The organism is Bradyrhizobium sp. 18BD (genome assembly GCF_054185225.1).
Genome location: NZ_JAVAYL010000025.1, coordinates 104510 through 130375, shown reverse-complemented (window position 1 = coordinate 130375; position 25866 = coordinate 104510). Strand labels below are relative to the sequence as shown.

The following is a 25866-nucleotide window of genomic DNA, read 5'->3' as shown; positions in this document are numbered from 1 at the left end:
CAATCGCCGAAACGCCTTCCTGAGCTTGCCCATACGACTCCCTCCGTCTCGTGGGAGTCGTTCTCAGAATCCATCTTGCAAAACAACGCAATAGAGGCCGCAATTCCATATGCGATTCCCCTGCCGCGTGCGGGGAGAGGCGAAGAAAACTAAATCAGCTTCCGCTGCGCCAGGTTCTTCATCAGCGCGCCGATGCCAAAGGTCCACGGCTCGCACTCGTCGCTGGTGCGCATGCGGTTGACGAGCTTGCCGAGCTGGGGCGCGGCGATGGTGACGATGTCGTCGCGCTTGTGCGTAAAGCCCTGCCCCGGCGCATCGCGATCCTTCACGGGTGCGAACATCGTGCCGAGAAACAGCACGAAACCGTCAGGATACTGATGCACCTTGCCGATGGTCTGCTCGACGAGATCGGTCGGATCGCGGCTGATCTTGCTGATCGAGGAATGGCCGTCGAGCACGAAACCGTCGGTGCCCTTCACGTTCAGGCTGATGTCGAGCTTGCGCGCGTCGTCGAGCGTAAAACTGCCGTCGAACAGGCGCAGCAGCGGGCCGATGGAGCAGGACGCATTGTTGTCCTTGGCCTTCGACAGCAGCAGCGCCGAGCGGCCTTCGAAGTCGCGCAAGTTCACGTCGTTGCCGAGCGCGCCGCCGACGATCTTGCCGCGGCTCGACACGAACAGCACGAGCTCCGGCTCGGGATTGTTCCAGGTCGACTTCGGATGCAGGCCGGCATCCATGCCGGTGCCGACCGAGGACATGGTCGGCGCCTTGGTGAAGACCTCGGCATCCGGGCCGATACCGACTTCGAGATACTGGCTCCAGGCGTTCTGATCGATCAGCACCTGCTTCAGGTGCATGGCCTGGTCCGAGCCCGGCTTGAGCTTGGACAGATCGTCGCCGATCAGCCGCGTCACCTCTTTGCGGATCGCTTCGGCCGAGGCCGGATTGCCCTTGGCCCGCTCCTCGATCACGCGCTCCAGCATCGAGATCGCAAAGGTGACGCCGGCGGCCTTCAGGGTTTGGAGATCGACCGGCGCGAGCAGCCACGGCTTTTTGGAATCGCGCCCATCGGGCGCGGTGTTGGCGACGATGGCGTCGAGATCGCCGATGCGCTCGCCCTTGACCGCGGCCAGCGCCTTGGCCGGATTATCCTCCTCGCAAAGCGCGCTGACGGTCGGAAACCTGGCGGTGACGTCGAAGACGCCGTCGCCGCGCACGGCGACCACGGCCGGACCATTGACCTGCGGCAGCCAGACGCGGCCGACGAGCGTTCCCCGCGTACCGTCCTCGGGCAGAAGGTCCTTTACAGTCAGTGTCGTCATGGCCGGCGTCCTCGCTGTTTCTTTGGGATCGGCCGCTTTCACGGCAGGCCGATCCCATTGGCGAAGACCAATAAACGTCTGGCGGGCGAAGTCCAGAGCGGCCGCGAGGGGCCGCTATGTCCCTGCCCGCGCCTTTTATGCGCCTGCGCGCGCCTTTTATGCTCCTGCTCGCGCTTTGCGGGCCGCGATCTGCTGCAGCGCCCAGCGCGCGTTCTTGCGGACATCGGGGTCGGCATCGTCGGCGATGACGGCCAAAAATGCCTCGCCGTCGGGATGGGCGATCTCGCCGAGCGCGGCGGCCGCCTCTTTGCGCAGATTGGCCTGGTCGTGGTTGATGCACTGGCCGACCGGCCGCACCGCGCACTCGATCTTCATCTTGCCGAGACTGCGGATCGCCTTCAGCCGCACCTGCCAGAATTCGTCGCCGAGCGCGCCGACGAGCTGGTCGGCCGCGAGTGCGCCGTTGACGTTGAGGCCGAGCGTTTCGGCGGCCATCTCGCGGACCATCCAGTCGGAATCCTTCAGCGCGCGGGTGATCGTCTCCGCCGCCGGCTTCATCTGCGAGAAAGCCAGCGCACTCACGGCGGCACGGCGCACATGCGCATCGGGATCGTTGATCAGTGCGGTCAGTGCAGGGATGGATTCTTCGAGCTTCAGGAAGCCGATCACGCCGATCGCCTGCACGCGCACGGCGGCGTCAGTATCCTGCAGCGCTTCCAGCGCCGGCTTCAGCGTGTCCTTGCTACGTAACTCCTTCAGCGCGCGCAGCGCCCCCATACGGACGAAGGCGTGGGCGTGCTTGACCAGCGGCAGAATGATCCCGGCGCAGGCGGGATCCTTGAACTCGGCCATGCTGTCGGCAGCAGCCGCTGCGACGATCCTCTCGGGGTCGACCAGCAGCTTGACGAGCGCGCTCGCGGCTTCCGGCCCGTCGAACTCGCCGAGCGCCATCGCAACCTGTTGGCGCACGCCGGCGTCCGGATCGGCTACCATGTTGGCAAGATGGGCCACGGCCGCGGGATCGCCGGAATGGCCGAGCGCGATGATGGCGACGCGGCGCTCGGCGGGATCGGCAGCCTGCAGCCGCTCGTCGGCGTCTTCGAGATCGTCGTAGGATTCGAATGGGCTCGACATGATCACCTCAACAGGTAGGGAATGTTGACGGTGACCGCGCCGGTCGGACAATCCGCCTCGCAAGGCATGCAGTACCAGCACTCGTCATAGGCCATATAGGCCTTGTTGGTCATGTCGCTGATGCGGAGCACGTCGAGCGGGCAGACGTCTACGCAGACGGTGCAGCCCTTGTCCGCGATGCATTTGGCGTCGTCGACAACCACCGGAACCGATGTCTGATAGGAAGCGAGAGGCATTTGATGTCTCCTGTTGCGCTGTTGCGGTGGATCAGGCGGAGGCGCGGATGCGCTGCTTGTCGTAGAGGTCCTTCTCGTCATCGGCGATCGGCACGACGTAAGGCTCGACGGCGCGCTTCTCGCTGATCATCTTGCCGTTCTGCTTGGAGAGCAGCGTGTGGCAGAACCAGTTCTCGTTGTCCTTCTCCGGGAAATCGGTGCGCCAGTGATAGAGGCCCCAGCGGCTCTCCTCGCGGTAGAGCGAGGCATGTACCGCCATGTCGGCGCAGTCCATGATCGACTGCACCTCGAGCGCGCGCAGCAACTCGTGCGCATTGCGCGCGATCATGCGCTCCTGCATGTCCTCCCGCGCCTCGGCGAGGCGGCGCATGCCGAGCTCGTATTTGCGCGTGACCTTCGGCGGCTGGAGATAGTCGTTGACGAGGCGTCGGGTCTTGTACTCGACCTGGTTCGGCGGAATGCCGTCCTCGCGCTTAGTCGGCGCCAGCACGCGATCGCGCTCCTTCGCGACATCAGCGGCATCGAACTCCGCAAAGTCGTGGCTGTCGGCGAATTCCATCGCATCGATGCCGGCAACCGAGCCGTTGGTGAAGGCGCCGAGCATGTAATTGTGCGGCACGCTCGCCATATCGCCGGCGGCGTAAAGGCCGGGCACGGTGGTGCGGGCATTGTCGTCGACGAACACGCCGGAGGCGCTGTGGCCGGAGCAGAAGCCGATCTCGGAGATGTGCATCTCGATCGAGTCGTTGCGGTAGTCCACCCCGCGGCCCTGCTGGAACAGCCCGCGTGTGGGACGCTCGACCTTGTGCAGCGTGGACTCGATCTCCGAGATGGTGTCGGGATGGAGATGCTTGAGCTGAAGGAACACCGGGCCCTTGCCTGACAACAACTCGTTGTAGAACTCCAGCATCATCTGGCCGGACCAGTAGTCGCATTCGATGAAGCGCGAGCCCTCGTTGTTCGCCGTAAACGCGCCGAAGGGACCGGCGACATAGGCGCAGGCCGGGCCGTTATAATCCTTGATCAGCGGGTTGATCTGGTAGCATTCGAGGTTCGCGAGCGCGGCACCGGCATGATAGGCCATCGCATAGCCGTCGCCGGAATTGGCGGCGTTCTCATAAGTCCCGAACATGTAGCCGGAGGTCGGCAGGCCCAGGCGGCCGGCGGCGCCCATGCAAAGGATCACGGCCTTGGCCTTGATCACCAGAATTTCGGCGGTGCGGGTGTTGACGCTGATCGCGCCGGCGATGCGGCCGTCGGACGATTTCAGCAGCCGCGTCGCCATGTAGCGGTTGGAGATCAGGATGCGGGCGCGGCGGAGCTGGCGATACAGCACCTTCTTCACGGTCTCGCCGTTCGGCATCGGCAGAACGTAGGTGCCGATGTGGTGCACCTTCTTGACGGCGTAGTCGCCGTTCTCGTTCTTCAGGAAGCGGATGCCGAAGCTGTCGAGCTCTTCGATGATCTCAAAGCAGTTCTGCGCGTATTTATAGACCGCCTTCTGGTCGACGATGCCGTCATTGGCGATGGTGATTTCCTTGGTGTACTGCTCCGGCGTCGCATAGCCGGGGATGACCGCGTTGTTCAGCCCGTCCATGCCCATCGAGATCGCGCCGGAGCGCTTGACGTTGGCCTTTTCGAGCAGGACGACGTTGGCCTTCGGGTTCTTCAGCTTCGCCTTCAGCGCCGCCATCGGGCCGGCCGTGCCGCCGCCGATCACCAGCACATCGCAGGAAACCTCCGAAAGTCCATCGACGATCTGATCTAGTGCCATCGCTTGCTCCTGGTTCGCCGGTCCCCGGCGCCTTTGCATCAGATTTGTTCAGGTGGCTGTCCGGCGATAGCAATTAGTTGTCGCCGGAACGCGATTTGCGCCTCAGCGCTCGACGAAGGCCTTTTCGATGACGAAATGGCCGGGCTGGCTGTGGTTGCCCTCGACGAAGCCGCGCGCGGCAAACATCGCATGCAGTTCCTCCAGCATCGCGGGGCTGCCGCACAGCATGATGCGGTCGGTCTCGATATCCAGGCCCGTTAGCCCGATATCGTCGAACAGCTGGTTCGAGGCGATCAGATCGGTGATGCGGCCGCGATTCCGGAACGGCTCGCGGGTGACGGTCGGGTAATAGATCAGCTTGTCGCGGATCAGGGGTCCGAAGAATTCGTGATTGCGCAGGCCGTCGACGACGTGCTCGCCATAAGCGAGCTCGGAGACCTGGCGGCAGCCATGGGCGAGCACGATGGTCCCGTAATTCTCGTAGACGTCGGGGTCCTTGATCAGGCTGGCGAAGGGCGCAAGGCCCGTTCCGGTCGAAAGCAGCAGCAGGCGTTTTCCCGGAATGAGGTTGCCGGTGATCAGCGTGCCCGTCGCCTTGCGGCCGACCAGGATGATGTCGCCTTCCCTGATCTTCTGCAGCCGCGAGGTCAGCGGGCCGTCCTGCACCTTGATCGAGAAGAACTCGAGCGCTTCCTCGTGATTGGCGCTCGCCAGGCTGTAGGCCCGCATCAACGGCTTGCCCTCGACCTCGAGGCCGATCATGGCGAACTGACCGTTCTGGAAACGGAAGCCGGGATCGCGCGTCGCGGTGAAGCTGAACAGGGACTCGGTCCAGTGCCGGACCGACAAAACCGTTTCCTTCTGAAATGCGCTCATGGTCTCTCCGTGCTTGCTATCGGTTGCAAGGTTTTCGGAGAGACGGGATTCCGGCAACGCGGAACTGAAACTCCCGGTCGATTAGTTTCACATTTCGCGGGCGATGATCGAAGACGAGGCAGCGCCACCGCGCCACGCTGGCAATTAGTTGCTATTCTCGCGTGTCAGCGCCGACGTAAAGAGACGTTGGAGGTTCGTCATGACCATGACCCTGGTGGCACCGACCGTGGCCGACTATGAGGCCAGCGCCGATCTCGCAACGCTCCTCGTCCGCACCACCGAGGACAATGCGCTCAGCATTCCCGCCGAAACACTCCGCCTCTCCTGCAAATGCGCCCACTGCACCCGCGCCCGCTTCGACGGCCGCTTCCCGGAACGGTTTCCGGGCATTGCGATCACGGAGATCGGCGATCTCGGTTATGGGCTGAACATCTCGTTTTCGGATGGGCACAATCGCGGGATTTATCCCAAGCCGTATCTGTTGAGCCTGGCGGGGCGGTAAACCGCACTCACGCACAGTTCGTCATTCCGGGGCGTCCGAAGGGCGCGCCCGGAATCCATAACCCCCGCTCGTGGTTATGGATTCCGGCCTGCGCGCTTTGCGTGCATCCCGGAATGACGCAGGACGTGAATCGCCCCCATCTGGCACGGACATTGCTCCTCTTTAGAACGATTTGAACGTTCCGGAGGCGGCTCATGTTGCAGGCGGCGAATGCGGTTCGCGGGGCTATTCCCCCGGCAGGCCGGCCTGCGGGCAGTTCCTCGCTGCTGCTCACCGAGAACCAGCAATGGATCGGCGGCCCGCCGCCGCTGATGGACAAGCTCTCGCCGCGCGAGCGCGAGCTGGTGCTGAAGCAGGGCCGGCGAAAAGTGCTCAATCGCGGCCAGACGCTGTTCAGCCAGGGCGGCAAGCATGACGGCATCTGGCTGATCGAGAGCGGCCGCATCCGCGTGTTCTACACCTCGCCGCTCGGCCGCGAGATCACGCTGGCCTACTGGCATGTCGGCAATTTCGTCGGCGGGCCCGAAGTGTTCGAAGGCACCGTGCATCAATGGTCCGGCGTCGCATCCAGCAATTGCAGCGTCGTGCACCTGCCCGGAAAGGAACTGCGGTCGCTTGCCGCAGAGATCCCGAACCTCGCGATCGGCCTCATTGAAGGCCTCACCTTCAAGGGCAAGTGCTACTCGGCGCTCGCGCAAATGCTGGGGACGCGCTCGATCACCCAGCGCCTTGCGCATCTGCTGTTGCATCTCGTCGAACTCTACGGCGTCGAGGACGCCGACGGCACGGTGATCGCAGCCGCCTTCACCCACGCCGACATCGCCCACATGGTCGGCGCGACAAGGCAATGGGTCACGATCAGCCTGAAGCGGATGCAGGAGAAGGGAATCGTCTTGACCAAGCGGTCGCAGATCGTGGTCTGCCGAACCGACGTGCTGGAGGAAATGCGCGGTCACGCCTCCGATTAGGAGAAATTTGCGAGCAAGCCCGGTGCACAGGCAAGCGGCTTTATAGTGCAGGACTGCTCAAGGAGTATGCAATCAGCTTTTCCCGGCAACTAATCGACTGCGGTCATCATTCCGGATTTGCCCTGCCGGTGCCCTCCCCCAATCATGGCAACCACAGCACATCCAACCGAATGAGGATGAGAATGGTCCGCCATCTTCCCACGCTCTCGATCGCGATGTCAGTGACGTCGCTGGCGCTTCTAGCCGCGCAGCCGGCCTCGGCGGAAACCGTCACCCTCGGCATCGGAACGCAGGACACCACGACCAACACCGTGACCGCCGGCGTCGTCATCCGCCAGCTCCATCTGCTCGAAAAATACCTGCCCAAGGACGGCAAATACGCCAACATCAAGTTCGAGCTGGAGTGGCAGAACTTTACGTCCGGCCCGCCCGTCACCAATGCGATGATGGCGAACAAGCTGCAGATCGGCATGATGGGCGACTATCCGCTGATCGTGAACGGCTTCACCTTCGAGAGCAATCCGGAGAGCAAGAGCCGGCTGATCGGCATTGCCGCCTACAGCCTGTCCGGCTCCGGCAACGGTCTCGTCGTCCACAAGGACTCGCCCTATTATGATCTCGCCGATCTCAAGGGCAAGCTCGTCAGCGTGCCGTTCGGCTCCGCCGCGCACGGCATGGTGTTGAAGGCGATGCAGGACCGCGGCTATGCGGCAGATTTCTTCCAGCTCGTCAGCCAGAGCCCGGAGGTCGGCTCGACCAACCTCCAGGAGAAGAAGATCGACGCGCATGCCGACTTCGTTCCGTTCGCCGAGCTGCTTCCCTTCCGCGGCTTCGCGCGAAAGATTTTTGACGGCGTCGAAACCAACCTGCCGACGTTCCACGGCATCGTCGTTCGCACCGATTTCGCCGAGAAATATCCCGAGGTCGTCGTCGCCTACTTCAAGGCGCTGATCGCCGCCAACCAGTGGCTGCGCGACGATCCCAAGCTTGCCGCCGAGAAAATCCAGGAATGGACCGGCATCAACAAGGAAGTCGTCTACATCTTCCTCGGCCCCAGCGGCAACATGACCACCGACCCTACCGTCAAGCCGGCGCTGATCGATGCGGCCACGACCGACGTCAAGGTGCTGCAGAACCTCGGCCGCATGAAGGAGTTCGATCCGAAGAAATGGGTCGACGACAGCTACATCCGCAAGGCCTATGCCGAGATGAGGCTCGACTATGACGCGCAGCTTGTGAGCACGAAGAACTACGAAATCTCCGGCGAAGACGCCTTCTGCAAGAAGCCGATCGCCGATCCGCGCAAGGCCGGCGAGGTCTGGGTCGATGATGCCGGCATCATGCCGTTCTCGTCCGCCAGCTGCACGCTCGGCGCCTATGCCGACTTCAAGGCCAAGGGCAAGAAGATCAACGTCGCCTACGTCTTCGACACCACGCGCGGCATCAAGCTGTTCGCCGACCAGGCCTTCTTCGCGGTCGGCAATGGCGAGGTCGCCCCGTTCCTGCTGAAGAAGGACGCGGAGGCCTATGCCGCCAAGATCAGCGGCAAGGTGCTCGGCTTCGACGACGCGGTGAAGGCGGCGGTCGGCGGAGGCAAGACGTGAGCAGTCCCGCCCTCGTCAGACATCCCGAGGACAGCATGCCGGCAATTGCAGAGACGGGCCCGGTGCCCGCCGTCACCCCGCCCGCAGCACCTCCCTCCTTCGGCACGCTCACGCTGCGCTGGTACCGGCTCAACCAGGGCCGGCTGCGCGCCACCGCGATCGGCATCATCTCGCTGCTCGCCTTCCTGCTGGTCTGGCACCTGCTCACGACCTATCGCGTCGTGTTCTTCGTGCGCTTCACCAACGTGCCCTCGCCGCTCGCGGTCTATGCGAGCTTCACCAAGGCGATCCACGATCCCAAATTCCTGATGCACATCCTGCTGAGCTGCCGGCGCATCTTCTTCGGCTTCTCGCTGGCGGCCATCGTCGGCGTGCCGCTCGGCCTGATCATGGGCCGCTTCAAGCTGGTGCATGAGATCATCTTCCCGGTCGCGGAAGTGCTGCGGCCGATCCCGGCGATCGCCTGGGTGCCGATGGCGATCATGCTGTGGCCGACCAACGAGCAGAGCATCGTCTTCATCACCTTCCTCGGCGCGTTCTTCCCGATCCTGGTCAACACGCTGCACGGCATGTCGCTGGTCGATCCCGTGCTGGTGCGCGCCGCGCAATGTCTCGGCGCCCGCGAACGCTCGATCTTCCGCGAGGTGTATTTTCCGGCCTCGCTGCCCCACATCTTCACCGGCCTTACCGTCGGCATGGGCGTCGCCTGGGTCTCGCTGATCGCGGCCGAGATGATCTCCGGCCAATACGGCATCGGCTACTTCACCTGGGAGGCATACTCGCTGGTCCAGTATGCCGACATCGCGCTCGGCATGATCGCGATCGGCGTGCTCGGGCTCGGATCGAGCCTGCTGATCCGCGGCGCGGGACAATTGGTGATGCCGTGGAGGTCGACGAGATGAGCGAGATTCTGGCGAGCGAACCGAAAGGCCATATCGAGGTCCGGAATTTTTCCCTCAGCTATGACAGCATCGAGGGACCGGTTCAGGCCGTCACCGACACGCAGATCCATGTGAAGCCGGGCGAGTTCGTCTCGATCGTCGGCCCCTCCGGCTGCGGAAAGTCGACGCTGCTCAATGCGGTCGCGGGCTTCCTCAAGCCGACGACGGGCATCGTCACCGTCGACGGCGAACGCGTGAATGGGCCGAGCGCCGAGCGCGGCATGGTGTTCCAGCAATATTCGCTGTTCCCCTGGAAGACGGTACGGGAGAATGTCGAGTTCGGCCTGAAGATGCGCGGCATGCCCCGCTCCCAGCGCGAGCGCGCCGCGCGCACGCTGCTCGGGCTTGCAGGACTCGAAGCCTTCGAGAAGCACTATCCGGAAAAGCTCTCCGGCGGCATGAAGCAGCGCGTCGGCATTGTCCGCGCGCTCGCGACGGGACCGAAGGTGCTGCTGCTGGACGAGCCGTTCGGCGCGCTCGACGCGCAGACGCGCGTCATCATGCAGCAGATCCTCACCAACATGTGGCAACGGCTGAAAATCTCGGTGCTGTTCGTCACCCACGACATCGACGAGGCGATCTTCCTGTCCGACCGCGTCTATTGCATGACGGCGCGTCCCGGCTCGATCAAGGCGGAGATCCCGATCCCGCTGGAGCGGCCGCGGCAACAATCGATGATGATGTCGTCGGAATTCCTGGCGCTGCGTCGCGGGCTGATGTCGCTGATCCGCGAAGAGAGCCTGAAGGCGATGGGCGGCGAGATCAACGACATGGGCATGCAGGGGTTCAATATCGAGCTGCATGGCCATTCGCTGGCGGATGTGATCTGATTTTGGCGTTCCGCTCGCGGCGATGACGGTCTCGTAGGGTGGGAAAAGCGACTTGTCCGCCGTAGCTCGAAGAGCGAAGGCGGAAGCGTGCCCACCACCTGAGCCACATGCCGAACTGATGCGTGGGCACGGCGCTTCGCGCCTTTGCCACCCTACGGCAGCTTCGCCCAGATCACTTGAACCAATGCACCAGCGCGATGCTGATCCCGAGCAGCAGCATCAGCGACAGCGTCACCGCCGCCGTCACCCGTCCCCCGACATTGGCGAGCACGCGGACGTCGACGCCGAGGCCGAGTGCGGCCATCGACACCACCGTGAGGAAGCTGGTGATCTTCGTCACCGGCCCCACCACCGTAACAGGCACTATCTCCAGCGATCGCAGCGTCGCGAGCGCGAGGAAGCCGAGGATGAACCACGGGACCAGGCGGAAGAAGCCGACATTGGACTTCTTGGCGCCGGTCTGCCAGCGCGAGGCGACCAGCGACAGGCCGACGACGACCGGCCCGAGCATCAGGACGCGCATCAGTTTCACGAGCGTGCCGATCTGCGTCGAGATCAGCCCGGCCGGGACCGTTGCCGCGAGCACCTGCGGCACGGCGTAAACGGTCAGGCCGGCGAGGATGCCGTATTGCGTGGCCGACAATTGCAGCAGCGGGATCAGCAGCGGCAGGCCCAGCACCATCATCACACCGAGGATGGCGGTGAAGGAGATCGAGGACGCGATCTCGTCGCTGTTGGCGCCGATGATCGGGGCCACGGCTGCGATGGCGGAGTTGCCGCAGATCGAGTTGCCGCAGGCGATCAGGATCGAGAGGCGCGTGGAGAGGCCAAGCATGCGGCTGAGGCCGAAGGAGACGCAGAGCGCGATCACGACGACCGCGGCGATCGACGCTAGCAGCGCGATGCCCGAGGCGGCGATGGCGGCGAAGCTGATCGAGGCCCCCAGCAGCATGACCGCGACTTCGAGGAGCTGCTTGGCGCTGAAGGCGATGCCGGCCTGCCAGCGCGGCGCCGGTTTCCAGAAGCTGCGCAGCGCCATGCCGAGCAGGATCGCCATGACCAGCGCCTCGACATAGGGATGCTCGAAAACGCCCAGTTCCGCCCGCTCCAGCAGGGCCGAGACGCCGGCGACCAGAACGCAGAGGATAATGCCGGGAATCAGCGCGACGACGCGGCTAATAGCAGTGGTCGGCTTGGCGTCGGCCGGGCTGGATGCTTGATTCTGCGACACAAATCTCTCCCAGAGGAGAAAGATTTATACGCACGACGCTTCCGTTGGGGAATAAGTTTTCAGCATATCAGGGCCGAGGGAAGTTCCGTCCTCGACCCGGAATAATTCGGCTCAGAAGATCAGGCTCTTGGCCAGCGAGGCGACGCGGTTGAAGCCGTCATAGACGCCCGGCTCGAAGAAGGCCGCACGGGCAAGCACGATGCCCGCGACCAGCGACCAGAACAGCGTGGTGCCGGCCCGCAGCAGGAGCTTTGAGGCGCGCGATTTCGGCTGAGTGTCCGTTGCGGACACCAGCTGCTCGCCGAAGGGCTCAAATCCAGTGCGTTCCATGGCCGTCAATCCATCAAATTGCGAATGGAATGTCGTCGTTTCGGGCCTAAACAGCAATGGAAGCGATTGGCGTTTTTGCCCCCTCGGAGGGAAACTCCTTCCGCGGGGTGCCTTGGGGGCAACAGTTTTCTTCTTCCGACCTACTTGGGCACCGGCCGACCTGCCTAAAGGGCCAGATAACGCCGCCGGATCCCGTCATTGGCCTTCAGCTCGTCGATTCCGGCGGCATAGACGATCTGGCCCTTGTCGATGACCGTGGCGTGGCTCGCCAGCCCCAAGCAGAAATGCATGTTCTGCTCGGCGATCAGCACGGTCGAGCCGAGCTGGCGAAGCTGCCGCAGCAGCTCGCCGATCCGCTGCACGATGATCGGCGCGAGCCCTTCGCTCGGCTCGTCGAGCAGGAGCAGCGCCGGATTGCCCATCAGCGTGCGCGCGATCGCCAGCATCTGCTGCTCGCCGCCTGACAGGCGCCCGGCGATGCGATGGCGCAGCGGCTCCAGCAGCGGGAAGACTTCATAGATGCGCTTGATCGGCCACTCGTCCTGGCCCTCCGGCCCCTTCTTGCGCCCGATGACGAGATTGTCCTCGACGGTGTGCTCCGGAAAGATCTGGCGATCCTCCGGAACGAAGCCGAGGCCGGCGCGCGCGATATGGTGCGGCTTCCGACCGGAGATCACCGCACCGCGCAGACTGACCTTGCCGCGCCGCGGCGGCGCCAGCCCCATGATCGCTTTCATCGTCGTCGACTTGCCGGCGCCGTTGCGGCCGAGCAGCGCCATCGTCTCGCCCTGCCGCACCGAGAGGCCGACGCCGAACAGGATCTGGCTGGTGCCGTAGTAGACGTCGAGATCGGCGACTTCGATGACGGCGGCGCTCATGCGGCGGCTCCCGCATGCTCGGTGCCGAGATAGGCGTCGATCACGGCGCCGTTGTTGCGGATCTCGTCGGGCGTGCCGGTTGCGAGAATGCGGCCGTAGCAGAGCACGACGATTTTTGGCGCGATCTTGAACACGATGTCCATGTCGTGCTCGATGAAGACGACCGTGATCTTCTGGGTCTCCCAGAGCTCGCGCACCTTGTCGATCATGCGCCAGCGCTCTTCCGGGCCCATGCCGGCGGTCGGCTCATCCAGCAGCAGCACTTTGGGCTCGAGCACCAGTGCCAGCGCGATGTCGAGCAGCTTCTGGTCACCATGCGACAATGTCGATGCCGTGCGGTTGCGCTTGCTCGCAAGGCCCAGCAGCTCCATCACATGCTCGGCGCGATCGCGCGTCTCCAGCAAGGGAAAGCGCTTGTGCAGCACCGCGGACGAGCGCTGGTCGGCGCTGACGGCGGCGAGCATGGTCTCCTGCACCGTCAGCGATTTGAAGATGCTGGCGACCTGGAAGGCGCGACCGATGCCATGGCGCACGATCTCCGGCGGCGAACGGCCGGCGAGATCGACGCCGTCGAGCAGCACCTGGCCGGTGTCCGGCCTCAAGGCGCCGGTGATCAGGTTGAAGAAGGTGCTTTTACCCGCGCCGTTCGGGCCGATCACGGCCGTGAGCGAGCCATCGGGGAAGTCGAGCGAGACGTCGTTGGTCGCCTTCACGCCGCCGAAGGATTTTGCGAGGTTGCGGATCTCCAGCATGGCTAGCGCCCCTCGCCTGCGTCGCGCCGATGTGCGTACCATTCGGCGACGAAATCGAGCAGGCCTTTGCGCAGGCCGAGCGCGAAGAACAGGATGACCACGCCGAGCACGATGCCGTGATATTCGGTGAACCGCGTCACGGTGTCGTTGAGCAGCAGCAGCAGCACGGTGCCGACCATCGGCCCGAGGAAGGTCGAGACGCCGCCGAGCATGTTGATGAAAATGGCCTCGCCCGAGATGGTCCAATAGGCGAACTCCGGATAGGCGCCGGAGACGAACAGCGCCATCACCATGCCGCCCATCGACGCGAACAGCGCCGCCAGCACGAACACGGTGAGCTTGGCGCGCCAGACGTCGATGCCGAGGAAGCTCGCGCGCGCTGCGTTGTCGCGGATCATGCGCAGCGTGTAGCCGAACGGGGATTGCGCGATCTGGCGCATCGCGAGCAGCCCGAGGATCAGCAACGCGCAGCTCGCGATGTAGAGATGGACGTGGTTGGCGAGGTTGATCCCAAGAAATGCGGGGCGCGGAATGCCGCCGCGCAGCCCCTGGTCGCCGCCGGTGAAGGACGCCCAGGACAGGATGGTCGAGTGGATCAGCATCTGGAACGCGAGCGTGACGAACGCGAAATAGATATCCTTCAGCCGCACGCAGATCGCACCGATGACAGCAGCGATCACCGCGGTGATTGCGAGCGTCGCGACAAAGGCGACCGGAATGGGCAGGCCGAGCTTCTGCATGATCAGGCCGAAGCTGTAGGCGCCAATGCCGAAGAACATGCCGTGGCCGAACGAGGTCAGGCCGGTGTAACCGACCAGAAGGTTGAGCGAGGTCGCGAACAGCCCGTAAGCGGAGCAGCGAATGACGAAATCGAGCAGCGCCTTGCTGCCCGTAAACAGCGGCAGGCTCGCCAGCACGGCGAAGGCGATCAGCGCGATCAGTACATCGCGATAGCGCTGCAGCGCCGCGCCGTTCCGCACCGGCGTCAATGTCTGCGCGCGACCGGCCTCGAGCTCGGTCATGCCGCCTCCTTGCCGAACAGGCCGGTTGGCTTGGAGACCAGCACGATCACCATGAAGAGATACATCAGGCCTTCCGTGAACAGGGGAAAGCCGAGCGAACCGAAGGAGCGGATCAGGCCGAGCAGCAGCGCGCCGATCAGCGCGCCCAGGATCGAGCCCATGCCGCCGATCACGGTGACGATGAAGGATTCGATCAGCACTGAGAATCCCATCCCCGGCGTTAGCGAGCGCACGGGCGCCGCCAGCGCGCCGGCAAGGCCCGCCAGCATGCCGCCAAGCGCGAACACGCCGCCATAGATCAGGCCGGTGTTGATGCCGAGCGCGGACACCATGCCGGGATTATGCGCGGCGGCGCGGATCACCTTGCCGATGCGGCTGCGCGACAGCCCGATACCGAGCACGATGGCGGCAACCAGCGCGACGCCGATCAGCAGCAGATAATAAGGCGGCACCACGCCGCCGGCGATGAACAGCGGCATCACCTGGAACGCGGACGGCATGCCCATCGACTTGAACTCGGGTCCCCATATCACGCGCACGACATCGTCAAAGATCAACACGAAGGCATAGCAAACGAGCAGCTGCATCAGGACGTCGGCGCCGTAGACGCGACTCATGAAGACGCGCTCGAAGATCAGGCCGAGGATCGCCGTGCCGGCTGCACCTGCCAGCATTGCCAGCGCAAAACTGCCGGTGAGCTGATAGGCCGTCATCGCGAAGTAGGCGCCGAACATGTAGAAGGCGCCGTGACTGAAATTGACGACCTTCAGCACGCCAAAGATTAGCGTCAGCCCGACCGCGACCAGGAACAGCAGCATGCCGATGATGAGGCCGCTGGTGGTTTGCGTCACCAGACAGGCGGAGCTGGAGAGGCAGCCGGCAAGCGCGTCGAGATCCACGGGAGCACTTTCATTGTCGTGCGCCTGAGGCGGCGCGGGGAACGAAACGAAGGTGGCGGAGACGGCTGCCCGTCCCCGCCACGCGCGCGATCAGGTGTAACCCTTGCTCTTCTTCCACTCGGCTTCGAGCTCGAAGATGGTCTTCCAGTCGCCGGCCTTGACCTCGGGCACGTAAGGCTCCTGCGGGATCGTGGTGCCCCAGCCGATGGCGTAGCCGACCAGCGTGTGGTCGTCGCCGCGCATCGTCACGGTGCCGTCGGCGCCGAACGGGCACTTGATGGTGAGGCCCTTCAGCACTTCCGCGATCTTCTTGCCGTCGGTCGAGTTGGCCTTCTTGGCGGCTTCGCTGAGGAACATCACCGCGGTCGCGTTCTGCCACGACCAGTTGGTCGGATATTCGTTGTACTTGGTCTTGTAGGCATCGCCCCAGGCGGCGTTCTCCGGCGTGGTCGGGAACGTCTTGATGTAGCGGTTGCCGGAGTGGATGCCCTTGGGCAGGTTCTTCACCACGGTGAGCGCGGTGTAGTCGGCCATGTTGACCGCGAACACTTCCATCTGGCTGAACATCGCGTAGATGTTAGCCTGGTCGATGTAGGAGGTGAGATCACCGCCCCATAGGCACGAGTAAAGCGCCTGCGGCTTGGCCTGCAGGATCTTCGTGACCACCTCGGTGTAGTCGGGCTGGAACAGCTTTGGCCAGGACTCGCTGATGACTTCGACGTCGGGCGCGAAGCGCTTCAGGTACAGCGTGAACTCACCGGTGGTGTCGCGGCCATAGGCGTAGTCGGGCGAGCACGTCGCCCACTTCTTCAGGCCTTTGGCCTTGGCGATCGAGGCGGCGTAGCTGCCGCCGACGATGGAATCGTGGATGCCTTGCCGGACGCAGCGGAACGCGTTCGGGATGTGCTGCTTGGGATCGGCGGTGAGCGAGGACGCTTCCGAGCAGGTGTGGACGCAGAGCACGCCGAGATCGCGCGCCACTTCATGCACCGCGAACGATCCGGACGAGGCCTCGCCGTCGATCAGCCATTCGCAGCCGTCGGTGTTGACGAGCTCGCGCGCGACGCGGGCGGCTTCCTGCGGCTGGCCCTTGGAATCGCGGATCACCATCTCGATCTGCCGGCCTGCGAGTCCACCGGCGGCGTTGACCTTGTCGACCTCGAGCATCACCGCATTGCGCGACGACGTGCCGAGCTGTGCGACGCGGCCCGACAAGATCGTCGGCATGCCGATCTTGATGGTCTTGGCTTGGGCGCGCGCCACCCACGGCGCGGCGGCAACACTCATCGCACCGGCGCCCATCAGCGCCAGCGTTGAACGGCGGCTGATGCCCGGCGTGCGGGTTCTCGTCATTTTCCCCTCCCTCTTTCGGGTCGGCGTTCCAGTCCCTTGTCGAAGATCGTCTCGTCTCCGTGTTCCCAACAATTTCAGAGGCAGGGGGTGACGTCAAGGCAAATATGAATTATGAGTCATTATTCAGGACGGGAGGAAACGAGGCCGCCAATCGGCCCGAAACCGCAGAATGATCAACCTTTCGAGCTTCATCGGCTTCCATGCCCGGCGAACGCCGGACCGGCCCGCGCTGAAATACCGCGGCGAGGAGATCTCCTACGCCGCGTTCGATGCGCGCATTCGCACGACTGCCGGCTGGCTCGCGTCGCAGGGCATCGGCGCCGGCGATGTGGTGGCGGTGCTGATGAAGAACAGCGCGGCGTTCCTGGAGCTGGTGTTTGCGACCAGCCATCTCGGCGCAGTGTTCCTGCCGATCAATTTCCGCCTCTCGCGCGACGAGGTCGGCTACATCGCCGGCAATGCCGGCGCGCGGCTATTGATCGTCGATGAGGAATTGGCTGCGAACGCGGCTGGCGCGAAGATCGTCGTTCTGAACGACGCCGCGCAGCGGAGCATCACACACCTCGCAGGCGACGCCGCGCCCGCACCGATGCATGCGCGCGCGCCGTCCGACCTGATGCGGCTGATGTACACCTCGGGCACGACCGACCGGCCCAAGGGCGTGATGCTCTCTTACGATAATTTCTACTGGAAGTCGGCCGACCAGACGATCGCCCTCGGCCTCCGCGCCGACACGCGCCTCCTCGTCGTCGGCCCGCTCTATCACGTCGGTGCGCTCGACCTGCCCGGCATCGCCGTGCTCTGGCATGGCGGCTTCATCCGCATCGAGCGCAATTTCGAGCCGGAGACGGCGCTTGCGGCCATCGCGGAGGACAAGCTCAACGCCGCCTGGTTCGCGCCTGTCATGACCACCACGATGCTCACCTGCCCCACCCGTGACCGCTACGACGTTTCCAGCCTGACATGGGCGATCGGCGGCGGCGAGAAGACGCCGGAGCTGCGCATCCGCGCCTTTTCGCAACTCTTCCGCAATGCGCGCTACATCGATGCCTATGGCCTGACCGAGACTGTCGGCGGCGACACCTTCATGGAAGCCGGCCGCGAGATCGAGAAGATCGGCTCGACCGGCCGCGCCATCGCCCATGTCGAGATCGAGATTCGCGACGAGGACGGCAAGACGCTGCCACCGAACGTGAACGGCGAGATCTGTTTGCGCGGACCGAAGATCACGCGCGGCTATTGGAAAGACCCCGAGAAGACGGCGTCAGCTTTCTTCGACGACTGGTTCCGCAGCGGCGATGTCGGCTATCTCGACGACGAGGGCTTTCTGTACCTGACCGACCGCAAGAAGGACATGATCATCTCCGGCGGCGAGAACATCGCCTCCTCCGAAGTCGAGCGCGTCATCTACGATTTGCCCGAGGTGCGTGAGGTCGCCGTGATTGGCCTGCGCGATGCCCGCTGGGGCGAGCGCCCGGTCGCCATCGTCGTGCTGGCGGAAGGGGCCAGCCTGGCGCTCCCTGCTCTCACCGAACATTGTCGCGCCCGGCTAGCAAGCTTCAAGGTGCCGAAAGAGCTGATCATCCGCGACAGCCTTCCCCGCAATCCCAGTGGCAAGATCCTCAAGCGCGTGCTGCGCGCCGAGCTGGAGACGTCTGAATGAATCAAGCGAGCGCCAAGTTGACCAAGCTGAACCGCGTCGAGCGCAACGCCTGGACCAAGCAGAAGATCTTTGACGCCGCGACAAAAGTCGTCGGCAAGCACGGCTATGCCGAAGCCTCCGTCGCCCGTATCACCGAGGAGGCCGGCGTCGCGCAGGGCACCTTCTACAATCATTTCGAGAACCGCCAGGAGCTGCTGGATCAGATGCTGCCGAAGATCGGCCTCGACATGGTCGAGTTCATCCGCGCCCGCACCGGCACCGCAGATGCCGCGCGGCAGGAGATTTCGCGCTTCTCCGCCTTCTTCGACTTCATCCGCGAAGTCCCGGAGTTCCTGCGCATCCTCAACGAGGCCGAATTCTTCGCACCGATCGGCTACCAGAAACACCTCGACAACATCTCGGTCGCCTATGTCCGCATCCTACGCCGCGCGCGCGCAGCCGGTGCGATCCACGATTACAGCGACGAGGAATTCGAGGCCATCGTCCACATGCTGATGGGCTCGCGCGGCTATCTCAGCCGCCGCTACTCCTATTCGGAAGGCGGCGTCACCGCTGTGCCCGACCACGTCATCTCCGCCTATCGCAAGCTGATGACGCGCGGCCTCTTCAGCGCATCCGGGGACCAGCCATGAACATCGCATCTTCCCACAAGCCGCTCGACCTTGCCTCGGCGATTGCCGAAGCCGACATCCGCTGCCTGCTGATGGTGCTGGTGCACATGACGGGCGACGAGAAATGGCTCGAGCCGCCCTATCTGCCCAAGCGCGACATCCGCCTCATCCCCGATCCCGAGGCCGGCGTGCCCCGGGAAATCCAGGACGAGATCCGCGCCGCCGTGGTCAGGCTGTTTGCCGACGGCACGCCAAAGCCCGTCATCACCGATCCCGGCGAAGAGCTGCTGCTCAGGATGATGCGCGCCTGCCTCGGCGAGAACGTCGCGCCGGAATATGCGCCGCTGATGCGCGAGGAGATGGGCTTTGTGTCGCGCGAGGCGCGCTGGACCAGGAAGCCCTCCGACGACAAGCTCGCCGCGCAGCACGTCCTGATCGTCGGCGCCGGCGTCTGTGCCATCGCGCTCGGCGTGGCGCTCGGTCATCTCGACATCCCCTACACCATCGTCGAGAAGAACGCCGAGCTCGGCGGCACCTGGTGGATCAACCGCTATCCCGGCTGCGGCGTCGACACGCCCAACCACTCCTATTCCTACTCGTTCGGCTCCGGCAACGCCTGGACCCGCTATTTCTGCCAGCGCGAGGAGCTGCTCGGCTATCTGCTGAAAGTCGCCGAGGAATATGGCATCCGAAAACATCTGCGCGTCAACACCGAGCTGACGTCGTCCCGCTGGGACGAAGCCAAGCGCCGCTGGATCTCGACGCTGAAGACGAAGGACGGCGAAGAGACCTTCGAATCCACCGCACTGGTTTCGGCCATCGGCCAGCTCAACGATCCCTCCCGTGCGCACTTCAAGGGTGAGGAGAGCTTCAAGGGAACGATCTTGCATTCGGCGCTGTGGTCCGGCGACATCGATTTCGACGGCAAGCATGTCGCCGTGATCGGCACCGGCGCAACGTCGATGCAGCTGGTGCCAACGATTGCGGGCAGCGTCACCTCCGTCACGGTCTACCAGCGCAGCGCACAATGGGCGCGTCCGGTGAAGGGCTATTCCGATCCGATCACCGAGGGCGCGCGCTGGCTGCTCGCGCATCTGCCGTTCTATGTGCAGTGGTATCGCTTCAACATGTTCTGGCGCTATGGCGACGGCCTGCTGCCCTTCCTGCGCAAGGACCCGGCCTGGCCGCATCCCGAGCGCGCCGTCAACAAGGGCAATGACCGGCACCGCCAGGAACTGACCGACTTCATCCTGTCCGAATTGCAAGGCCGGCCCGACCTGATCGAGAAATGCGTGCCGACCTATCCGCCCTACGGCAAGCGCATCCTGCTCGACAACAACTGGTTCAAGACGCTGACGCGCGACAATGTCGAGCTCGTCACCGACACGATCGACCATTTCGACGCAACCGGCATCGTCACCGCCGACGGCAAGCACCGCCCGGCTGATATCATCGTGGTCGCAACCGGCTTCAAGGTCACGGAGATGGCCGCCCGCCTCAATATCAGCGGCCGCGGCGGCAAGGATTTGCGCAAGGCCTGGGCCAACGACAATCCGACGGCATTCCTCGGCCTCACCGTGCCCGATTTTCCCAACTTCTTCTGCATGCTCGGCCCGAACTCGGGCCCGGCCCATGGCGGGAGCGTCATCTTCCAGTCGGAATGCCAGAGCCGCTACATATCCGCCTGTCTCGCCGGCATGATCGAGCAGGACGTCGCCGCCATCGACGTCCGCCCGGACGTGCTCGACGACTACGTCCGCAAGGTCGATGCCGAGCACGAGACCATGATCTGGACCCATCCCGGCATGAGCACCTACTACCGCAACGCCAGCGGCCGCGTGTTTTCGGCGATGCCCTGGCGGTTCGTGGACTACTGGCGCATGACCCATGATCCGGATTTGGGGCAGTACAGGCTGACGAAGGCGTAACTTCTTGATCGACGCGAACGTGATGTCGATTTAGCCTACACTTTCACCACACCGTCATTGCGAGCGAAGCGAAGCAATCCAGGGTGCCTCCGCGGAAAGATTCTGGATTGCTTCGCTTCGCTCGCAATGACGAGGCTTGCGGCAGGCCGCGCCGCACATCCGAAAGGACGCCCGCCATGCCCAAGCCGATCGTCCGCGTCTACACCGACTACAAGAGCCCCTACGCGTTCGTGGCCAACAAGCGCCTGTTCGAGCTCGAACAGACCCACGGCGTTGAGCTGGAATGGCTGCCCTACACGCTGCGCATCGCCGAGTTCATGGGGAAGGTCGAGGAGCGCACGCCGCATTTCTGGCGCAAGGTGCGCTACCTCTATATGGACGCGCGGCGCTATGCCAATGCGCAAGGGCTCGTCATGAAGGGGCCGCGGCGGATCTATGACGCCTTCTACTCCAGCGCCGGCATGCTGTTCGCACAGGCCAACGGCTTCTTCCGCCCCTATCACGACACGGTGTTCCGAAAATTCTGGAGCCGTGAGCTGGAAATCGACGATCTCGCCGCCATCACGGACGTCGTCACCGGATGCGGCGGCTCGGCCGGCGCGTTCGAAGCCTATGTCAACGGACCTGCCCGCGCCGAGCATGACCGCGTCATCGACGAGGCCGAAACGCTCGGCGTGTTCGGCGTGCCGACCATGGTCTTCAACGGCGAGCTGTTCTGGGGCGGCGACCGCATCGACATGCTGATCGAACGCATCGAGAAGCCCGAGACGGTCGCGGCTGCTCTCGGCAGCCGCCATCGCAAGCCGGCCTAAGACTTACGCCGCCAGCCCACTATCGACCGGAGCAAACTCCAGCCCGAGGCTCTCGGCCACCGCCTTGTTGGTGATGCGGCCGCGATGCACGTTGAGCCCGTTGCGCAAGTGCGGATTCTCCAGCACCGCGGCAAAACCCTTGTTGGCGAGCATCAGGCCGAACGGCAGCGTCGCGTTGTTCAGCGCCTGGCTCGACGTCACCGGCACCGCGCCCGGCATATTCGCCACGCAATAATGCACGATGCCGTCGACCTCGTAGGTCGGCTCCGTGTGCGTGGTCGGATGCGAGGTCTCGAAGCAGCCACCCTGGTCGATGGCGACATCGACCAGCACGGCGCCCGGCCGCATCGACGTGAGCATCGCGCGCGTGACGAGCTTGGGTGCGCTGGCGCCCGGCACGAGCACCGCGCCGATCACGACGTCGGCATTGAAGACTTCGTCTTCGACGGACTCGATCGTGGAGAAGCGGGTGCGCACGCGTCCGATAAAGATGTCATCGAGCTCGCGCAGCCGGGAGACGGAGCGATCGATCACGGTGACCTCGGCGCCAAGGCCGGCCGCCATGCGTGCCGCCTGCGTTCCCACCACGCCGCCGCCGAGCACGACGACCCGTGCCGGCTGCACGCCGGGCACACCGCCGAGCAGCAGCCCGCGGCCGCCGGCCGATCGCTTGAGCGCGGCGCCGGCTGCCTCGATGGCGAGGCGGCCGGCGACTTCGCTCATCGGCGCGAGCAGGGGGAGGTGGCCAGCCGCGTCGGTGACCGTTTCATAGGCGATCGCCGTGCAACCGGAAGCGAGCAGGCCCTTGGCCTGTTCGGGATCCGGCGCAAGATGCAGGTAAGTAAACACGATCTGGCTTTCCCGGAGCTGGGCCCACTCGTTCTTCTGCGGCTCCTTCACCTTCACGATCATGTCGGACTTGGCGAAGATGTCGCGCGCACTTGCGGCGATGGAGGCCCCTGCCCGCTGATACACCTCATCGGACGCGCCGATGCCGCTGCCCGCGCCGGTCTCGACCGTCACCTGGTGCCCGGCCGCGACATATTCGCGGACGGCGCCCGGGGTGAGCCCGACGCGATATTCCTGGACCTTGATCTCCCTGGGCACACCGACGCGCATCTCGAGCTCCCTTCCAACGGATTGATTCCGGTGTTGATCGTACCGAGGGGGCCGGTTTGGTTTCGTGCAAATATCCGCTAGTTTCGGACCACGCGCGCCGGTTTCCGGCGCGGAAACGATCTTTCACGCTGGAAACAAAACATTGGCCCTCGACCGGAAAGATCTCACCATCCTCGCGGAACTCACCACCAATGCGCGCGCCAGCCACACCGAGCTCGCCAACAAGGTTGGGCTGTCGAGCACCGCGCTGGCGCGCCGGCAGAAGGCGCTGGAGGACGACGGCTATATCCAGGCCTACCAGGCCGCGCTCGACCTGGCGCAATTCGGCCTCACCACGACTGTGCTTGTGCGCATCGCGCTGGAGAGCCAGAGCGACGAGGCGCTGAAGGCGTTCGAGGCGGAGGTGGTGAAATGCCCCTCGGTGGTGCGCTGCTTCCTGATGTCGGGAACCGACGACTACATCCTGATCGTGCTCGCCCGCGACATCCAGGATTTCGAGCGCATCCACCGCACCGAGCTGTCGCGCCTGCCGCGTGTCGCACGGGTGCAATCGAGCTTCGCGCTGCGCGAGATCGTCAACCGCGCCGTGCCGACGGTGGTGTTCGGCGAAGGCAAGCGGTAGCGCGCCTTCCCCACTAACCTTGTCCCTGCCGTTATTGTCATAGAACTGTCATCGAATGTGCCGAGAGCTGTGTCTCCTGCATATTCGGGACAGCCAATGGATTATTTCAAGCGCTTCAACTTCCTGTTCGCCGCACCCGTGTTCGACGCCGACGATCTCGAGGGCATCCGCTTCAACCAGATCGTCGAGGAGATCCAGCGCTCCGGCTTCGAGGTGGTCCGGGCGCGCAAGCTGGAAGACGCCGAGATCGCGGTGCAGACCGATGCCGCGATCGGCTGCATGGTGGTGGACTGGGGCAAGAAGGGCCTCGAAGGCAAGACCTCCGCGCTGATCAATCTGATGCGGCGCCGGGGCCTCGACTTCCCGATCATCCTGCTGATCCGGCGCAAGCGCTTCGAGGACCTGCCGGTCGAGGTGCTCGACTTCATCGACGGCTATGTCTTCCTGTCCGAGGAGACACCGACCTTCATCGCCAAGAATTTGATCAGCCGCCTCAAGCAATATGCCGAGACGTTGAAGACGCCGTTCTTCGGCGCGCTGGTCGACTATGCCGAGGAAGGCAACCAGCTCTGGACCTGCCCGGGTCACAATGGCGGCGTGTTCTACAACCGTAGCCCGATCGGCCGGGTCTTCGTCGAGCATCTCGGCGAATCCGTGTTCCGCGACGACCTCGACAATTCCGTGCTCGATCTCGGTGACCTCCTCACCCACGAGGGCCCGGCGCTGAAGGCGCAGAAGGAAGCCGCGCAGATCTTCGGCGCAGAAAAGACCTATTTCGTGCTCAACGGCACCTCGACCTCGAACAAGGTCGCGCTCGGTGCACTCGTCACCGATGGCGACCTTGTGCTGTTCGACCGCAACAACCACAAGGCCGCCCATCATGGCGCGCTGATGATCAATGGCGGCATCCCGATCTACGTGCCGACCATCCGCAACGCCTGGGGCCTGATCGGCCCGATGCGCTGGGACATGCTCGACGAGAAGGCCCTGCGCGAGGCGATCCGCAACCATCCGCTGGTCACGGACAAGGAGGCCTGGCGCAAGGAGCGGCCGTTCCGCGTCGCGGTGGTCGAGCAATGCACCTATGACGGCTCGATCCACAGCGCCGAGATGATCCTGAAGCGCATCGGCCATCTCTGCGAATACATCCTGTTCGACGAGGCCTGGGCCGGCTTCATGAAGTTCCACCCGCTCTACGCCGGCCGCTTCGCCATGGGCCTGACCAACCTTCCGCCGGAGGCGCCGGGCATCATCGCGACGCAATCGACCCACAAGCAGCTCGCGAGCTTCTCCCAGGCCTCCCAGATCCACATCAAGGACCGCCACATCCGCGGCCAGAAGCGCCGCGTCGAGCATCGCCGCTTCAACGAAAGCTTCATGCAGCACGCGTCCACCTCGCCGTTCTATCCGCTGTTCGCCTCGCTCGACGTCGGCGCGCAGATGATGAAGGGGAGATCGGGCGAAGTGCTGTGGGACGACACGATCCGCCTCGGCATCGAGCTGCGCAAGAAGATCCGCGCGATGCGCCGGGAGTTCGAGGAGAAGGAGCAGAACCCGGACCGGCGCTGGTTCTTCGAGCCCTTCGTTCCGGATCGCGTCGCCATTCCCGATGTCAGCCGCCCCGGTGCCGCGCACAACGTCGCCTGGGAAACGCTCTCCACCGACGAGCTCGCGACCAATCCCGCACTGTGGCAACTCTCACCCGATACCAACTGGCACGGCTTCCCCGGTCTGGCTGAAGGCTTCGCCATGACCGATCCGAACAAGCTGACGCTGCTCACGCCCGGCTTCGACCGGGCCACCGGCGCCTATGCCGAGCACGGCATCCCCGCCCCGGTCGTCGCGCAATACTTACGTGAAAACCGCATCGTGCCCGAGAAGAACGATCTCAACTCCCTGCTCTTCCTGCTCACGCCGGGCGTCGAGGCGAGCAAGGCCGGCACGCTGATCTCCGGCCTCGTCGCGTTCAAGCGATTGCACGACGACAATGCGCTCCTGGCCGACGTGATCCCGGAGTTCTACCAGCGGCGGCAGGCGCGGTATGCCGGCGTGCGGCTGCGCGACCTCTGCGGCGAGATGCATCGCTTCTTCCGTGCCGCCGACGTCAGCGGCCTCCAGGCCCGGCAATTCTTGCCCGAGCACATGCCCGAGATCGCGATGTCGCCGCGCGACGCCGCGCGTTTCCTGTTCAAGAACGACGTCGACTATCTGCCGATCGAGGCGATCGCGGGCCGCATCGCCACCACGCCCTTCGTGGTCTATCCGCCGGGGATCGCCACCATCGTGCCCGGCGAGCGGCTGACGGAACGGGCCAAGCCCATGGTGGATTACCTGAAGATGTTCGAGACCTGCTTCAACACGTTCGCGGGTTTCGATGTGGAAATCCAGGGTGTCTACAAGGAGATCGATGCACAGGGCCGGATCGGGCTCTATACTTACGTCGTTGCCGAGTAGGTGCC

General features: G+C 64.2%; 24 protein-coding genes. 11 read left to right on the top strand and 13 right to left on the bottom strand.

All coding sequences use genetic code 11. The features are described from left to right. Positions 1-149: 149 nt before the first annotated feature. From RAD16_RS34735 to RAD16_RS34715, 5 genes are all read right to left on the bottom strand, one after another. Positions 150-1322, bottom strand: a complete 1173-nt coding sequence (locus RAD16_RS34735) for a fumarylacetoacetate hydrolase family protein (RefSeq protein ID WP_458162351.1) — start codon at positions 1320-1322, stop codon at positions 150-152. Between the two features lie 156 nt (positions 1323-1478). Further along, positions 1479-2456, bottom strand: coding sequence for a HEAT repeat domain-containing protein (locus tag RAD16_RS34730; RefSeq protein ID WP_458162350.1), 978 nt, complete (start codon positions 2454-2456; stop codon positions 1479-1481). Between the two features lie 2 nt (positions 2457-2458). Beyond that, the gene (locus RAD16_RS34725; protein WP_007593252.1) at positions 2459-2692 is read right to left on the bottom strand and encodes a 4Fe-4S dicluster domain-containing protein; all 234 of its coding nucleotides are present in this window, start codon (positions 2690-2692) and stop codon (positions 2459-2461) included. 31 nt (positions 2693-2723) lie between these two features. After that, a complete protein-coding gene (locus RAD16_RS34720; protein ID WP_458162349.1) occupies positions 2724-4466 on the bottom strand; it encodes a fumarate reductase/succinate dehydrogenase flavoprotein subunit in 1743 nt (580 codons plus the stop codon). Between the two features lie 102 nt (positions 4467-4568). Beyond that, complete coding sequence (locus RAD16_RS34715) at positions 4569-5342, bottom strand: ferredoxin--NADP reductase (protein ID WP_458162348.1); 774 nt, start codon at positions 5340-5342, stop codon at positions 4569-4571. Between the two features lie 205 nt (positions 5343-5547). Here RAD16_RS34715 and RAD16_RS34710 point away from each other — a divergent pair, with 205 nt between their 5' ends. The 5 genes from RAD16_RS34710 to RAD16_RS34690 all read left to right on the top strand — a co-directional run bounded on the left by RAD16_RS34710 (position 5548) and on the right by RAD16_RS34690 (position 10187). Beyond that, positions 5548-5844: a gamma-butyrobetaine hydroxylase-like domain-containing protein gene (locus RAD16_RS34710; RefSeq protein ID WP_458162357.1), complete on the top strand. Its 297-nt coding sequence runs from the start codon at positions 5548-5550 to the stop codon at positions 5842-5844. Between the two features lie 194 nt (positions 5845-6038). After that, positions 6039-6812, top strand: coding sequence for a Crp/Fnr family transcriptional regulator (locus tag RAD16_RS34705; RefSeq protein ID WP_458162347.1), 774 nt, complete (start codon positions 6039-6041; stop codon positions 6810-6812). A gap of 182 nt (positions 6813-6994) precedes the next feature. Next, complete coding sequence (locus tag RAD16_RS34700) at positions 6995-8416, top strand: ABC transporter substrate-binding protein (protein ID WP_458162346.1); 1422 nt, start codon at positions 6995-6997, stop codon at positions 8414-8416. After that, positions 8413-9318, top strand: a complete 906-nt coding sequence (locus tag RAD16_RS34695; RefSeq protein WP_458162345.1) for an ABC transporter permease — start codon at positions 8413-8415, stop codon at positions 9316-9318. Before RAD16_RS34700 ends, RAD16_RS34695 begins: the two co-directional genes overlap by 4 nt. Further along, positions 9315-10187: an ABC transporter ATP-binding protein gene (locus tag RAD16_RS34690; protein WP_458162343.1), complete on the top strand. Its 873-nt coding sequence runs from the start codon at positions 9315-9317 to the stop codon at positions 10185-10187. Before RAD16_RS34695 ends, RAD16_RS34690 begins: the two co-directional genes overlap by 4 nt. A 172-nt stretch (positions 10188-10359) precedes the next feature. On the opposite strand, the gene RAD16_RS34685 is transcribed toward RAD16_RS34690, so the two are convergent. The 7 genes from RAD16_RS34685 to RAD16_RS34655 form a co-directional block, all read right to left on the bottom strand. After that, entirely contained in the window at positions 10360-11418 is a 1059-nt protein-coding gene (locus RAD16_RS34685; protein WP_458162342.1) for a YeiH family protein, read from the bottom strand. A 111-nt stretch (positions 11419-11529) separates the two neighbouring features. Beyond that, positions 11530-11748, bottom strand: a complete 219-nt coding sequence (locus RAD16_RS34680) for a hypothetical protein (RefSeq protein ID WP_458162341.1) — start codon at positions 11746-11748, stop codon at positions 11530-11532. 164 nt (positions 11749-11912) lie between these two features. Next, complete coding sequence (locus tag RAD16_RS34675) at positions 11913-12626, bottom strand: ABC transporter ATP-binding protein (protein WP_458162340.1); 714 nt, start codon at positions 12624-12626, stop codon at positions 11913-11915. Continuing rightward, the gene (locus tag RAD16_RS34670; RefSeq protein WP_458162339.1) at positions 12623-13378 is read right to left on the bottom strand and encodes an ABC transporter ATP-binding protein; all 756 of its coding nucleotides are present in this window, start codon (positions 13376-13378) and stop codon (positions 12623-12625) included. Before RAD16_RS34670 ends, RAD16_RS34675 begins: the two co-directional genes overlap by 4 nt. Positions 13379-13380: 2 nt before the next feature. After that, positions 13381-14400: a branched-chain amino acid ABC transporter permease gene (locus RAD16_RS34665; protein WP_458162338.1), complete on the bottom strand. Its 1020-nt coding sequence runs from the start codon at positions 14398-14400 to the stop codon at positions 13381-13383. Further along, entirely contained in the window at positions 14397-15299 is a 903-nt protein-coding gene (locus RAD16_RS34660) for a branched-chain amino acid ABC transporter permease (protein ID WP_458162337.1), read from the bottom strand. Before RAD16_RS34660 ends, RAD16_RS34665 begins: the two co-directional genes overlap by 4 nt. Before the next feature lie 90 nt (positions 15300-15389). After that, positions 15390-16652 carry an ABC transporter substrate-binding protein gene (locus tag RAD16_RS34655; protein ID WP_458162336.1) on the bottom strand — a complete coding sequence of 421 codons (1263 nt, stop codon included), beginning with the start codon at positions 16650-16652 and terminating at the stop codon, positions 15390-15392. Between the two features lie 169 nt (positions 16653-16821). Between RAD16_RS34655 and RAD16_RS34650 the strand changes: the two genes are divergently transcribed. From RAD16_RS34650 to RAD16_RS34635, 4 genes are all read left to right on the top strand, one after another. Next, positions 16822-18315: an AMP-binding protein gene (locus RAD16_RS34650; RefSeq protein ID WP_458162335.1), complete on the top strand. Its 1494-nt coding sequence runs from the start codon at positions 16822-16824 to the stop codon at positions 18313-18315. After that, complete coding sequence (locus RAD16_RS34645; protein ID WP_458162334.1) at positions 18312-18947, top strand: TetR/AcrR family transcriptional regulator; 636 nt, start codon at positions 18312-18314, stop codon at positions 18945-18947. Before RAD16_RS34650 ends, RAD16_RS34645 begins: the two co-directional genes overlap by 4 nt. Then, positions 18944-20854, top strand: a complete 1911-nt coding sequence (locus RAD16_RS34640; RefSeq protein ID WP_458162333.1) for a flavin-containing monooxygenase — start codon at positions 18944-18946, stop codon at positions 20852-20854. The genes RAD16_RS34645 and RAD16_RS34640 overlap by 4 nt, the downstream gene beginning before the upstream one ends. Positions 20855-21030: 176 nt before the next feature. Next, positions 21031-21666, top strand: coding sequence for a DsbA family protein (locus RAD16_RS34635; RefSeq protein ID WP_458162332.1), 636 nt, complete (start codon positions 21031-21033; stop codon positions 21664-21666). A 3-nt stretch (positions 21667-21669) separates the two neighbouring features. Here the strand turns inward: RAD16_RS34635 and ald are convergent, their stop codons facing one another. Then, positions 21670-22785: an alanine dehydrogenase gene (gene ald / locus RAD16_RS34630; protein ID WP_458162331.1), complete on the bottom strand. Its 1116-nt coding sequence runs from the start codon at positions 22783-22785 to the stop codon at positions 21670-21672. A gap of 142 nt (positions 22786-22927) precedes the next feature. On the opposite strand from ald, the gene RAD16_RS34625 reads away from it, so the two are divergent. Together RAD16_RS34625 and RAD16_RS34620 are read left to right on the top strand one after the other, a co-directional pair. Continuing rightward, the gene (locus RAD16_RS34625) at positions 22928-23407 is read left to right on the top strand and encodes an Lrp/AsnC family transcriptional regulator (RefSeq protein ID WP_458162330.1); all 480 of its coding nucleotides are present in this window, start codon (positions 22928-22930) and stop codon (positions 23405-23407) included. Positions 23408-23503: 96 nt separating this feature from the next. Beyond that, positions 23504-25861, top strand: a complete 2358-nt coding sequence (locus tag RAD16_RS34620) for an Orn/Lys/Arg family decarboxylase (RefSeq protein ID WP_458162329.1) — start codon at positions 23504-23506, stop codon at positions 25859-25861. The last annotated feature ends 5 nt before the right edge of the window (positions 25862-25866 follow it).

What these genes read in the sequence shown, in the direction of transcription:
- RAD16_RS34735 (WP_458162351.1), bottom strand. Translation starts at nt 1,322, where the DNA reads ATGACGACACTGACTGTAAAGGACCTTCTGCCCGAGGACGGTACGCGG.
- RAD16_RS34730 (WP_458162350.1), bottom strand. Translation starts at nt 2,456, where the DNA reads ATGTCGAGCCCATTCGAATCCTACGACGATCTCGAAGACGCCGACGAG.
- RAD16_RS34725 (WP_007593252.1), bottom strand. Translation starts at nt 2,692, where the DNA reads ATGCCTCTCGCTTCCTATCAGACATCGGTTCCGGTGGTTGTCGACGAC.
- RAD16_RS34720 (WP_458162349.1), bottom strand. Translation starts at nt 4,466, where the DNA reads ATGGCACTAGATCAGATCGTCGATGGACTTTCGGAGGTTTCCTGCGAT.
- RAD16_RS34715 (WP_458162348.1), bottom strand. Translation starts at nt 5,342, where the DNA reads ATGAGCGCATTTCAGAAGGAAACGGTTTTGTCGGTCCGGCACTGGACC.
- RAD16_RS34710 (WP_458162357.1), top strand. Translation starts at nt 5,548, where the DNA reads ATGACCCTGGTGGCACCGACCGTGGCCGACTATGAGGCCAGCGCCGAT.
- RAD16_RS34705 (WP_458162347.1), top strand. Translation starts at nt 6,039, where the DNA reads ATGTTGCAGGCGGCGAATGCGGTTCGCGGGGCTATTCCCCCGGCAGGC.
- RAD16_RS34700 (WP_458162346.1), top strand. Translation starts at nt 6,995, where the DNA reads ATGGTCCGCCATCTTCCCACGCTCTCGATCGCGATGTCAGTGACGTCG.
- RAD16_RS34690 (WP_458162343.1), top strand. Translation starts at nt 9,315, where the DNA reads ATGAGCGAGATTCTGGCGAGCGAACCGAAAGGCCATATCGAGGTCCGG.
- RAD16_RS34680 (WP_458162341.1), bottom strand. Translation starts at nt 11,748, where the DNA reads ATGGAACGCACTGGATTTGAGCCCTTCGGCGAGCAGCTGGTGTCCGCA.
- RAD16_RS34675 (WP_458162340.1), bottom strand. Translation starts at nt 12,626, where the DNA reads ATGAGCGCCGCCGTCATCGAAGTCGCCGATCTCGACGTCTACTACGGC.
- RAD16_RS34670 (WP_458162339.1), bottom strand. Translation starts at nt 13,378, where the DNA reads ATGCTGGAGATCCGCAACCTCGCAAAATCCTTCGGCGGCGTGAAGGCG.
- RAD16_RS34665 (WP_458162338.1), bottom strand. Translation starts at nt 14,400, where the DNA reads ATGACCGAGCTCGAGGCCGGTCGCGCGCAGACATTGACGCCGGTGCGG.
- RAD16_RS34655 (WP_458162336.1), bottom strand. Translation starts at nt 16,652, where the DNA reads ATGACGAGAACCCGCACGCCGGGCATCAGCCGCCGTTCAACGCTGGCG.
- RAD16_RS34650 (WP_458162335.1), top strand. Translation starts at nt 16,822, where the DNA reads ATGATCAACCTTTCGAGCTTCATCGGCTTCCATGCCCGGCGAACGCCG.
- RAD16_RS34645 (WP_458162334.1), top strand. Translation starts at nt 18,312, where the DNA reads ATGAATCAAGCGAGCGCCAAGTTGACCAAGCTGAACCGCGTCGAGCGC.
- RAD16_RS34640 (WP_458162333.1), top strand. Translation starts at nt 18,944, where the DNA reads ATGAACATCGCATCTTCCCACAAGCCGCTCGACCTTGCCTCGGCGATT.
- RAD16_RS34635 (WP_458162332.1), top strand. Translation starts at nt 21,031, where the DNA reads ATGCCCAAGCCGATCGTCCGCGTCTACACCGACTACAAGAGCCCCTAC.
- ald (WP_458162331.1), bottom strand. Translation starts at nt 22,785, where the DNA reads ATGCGCGTCGGTGTGCCCAGGGAGATCAAGGTCCAGGAATATCGCGTC.
- RAD16_RS34620 (WP_458162329.1), top strand. Translation starts at nt 23,504, where the DNA reads ATGGATTATTTCAAGCGCTTCAACTTCCTGTTCGCCGCACCCGTGTTC.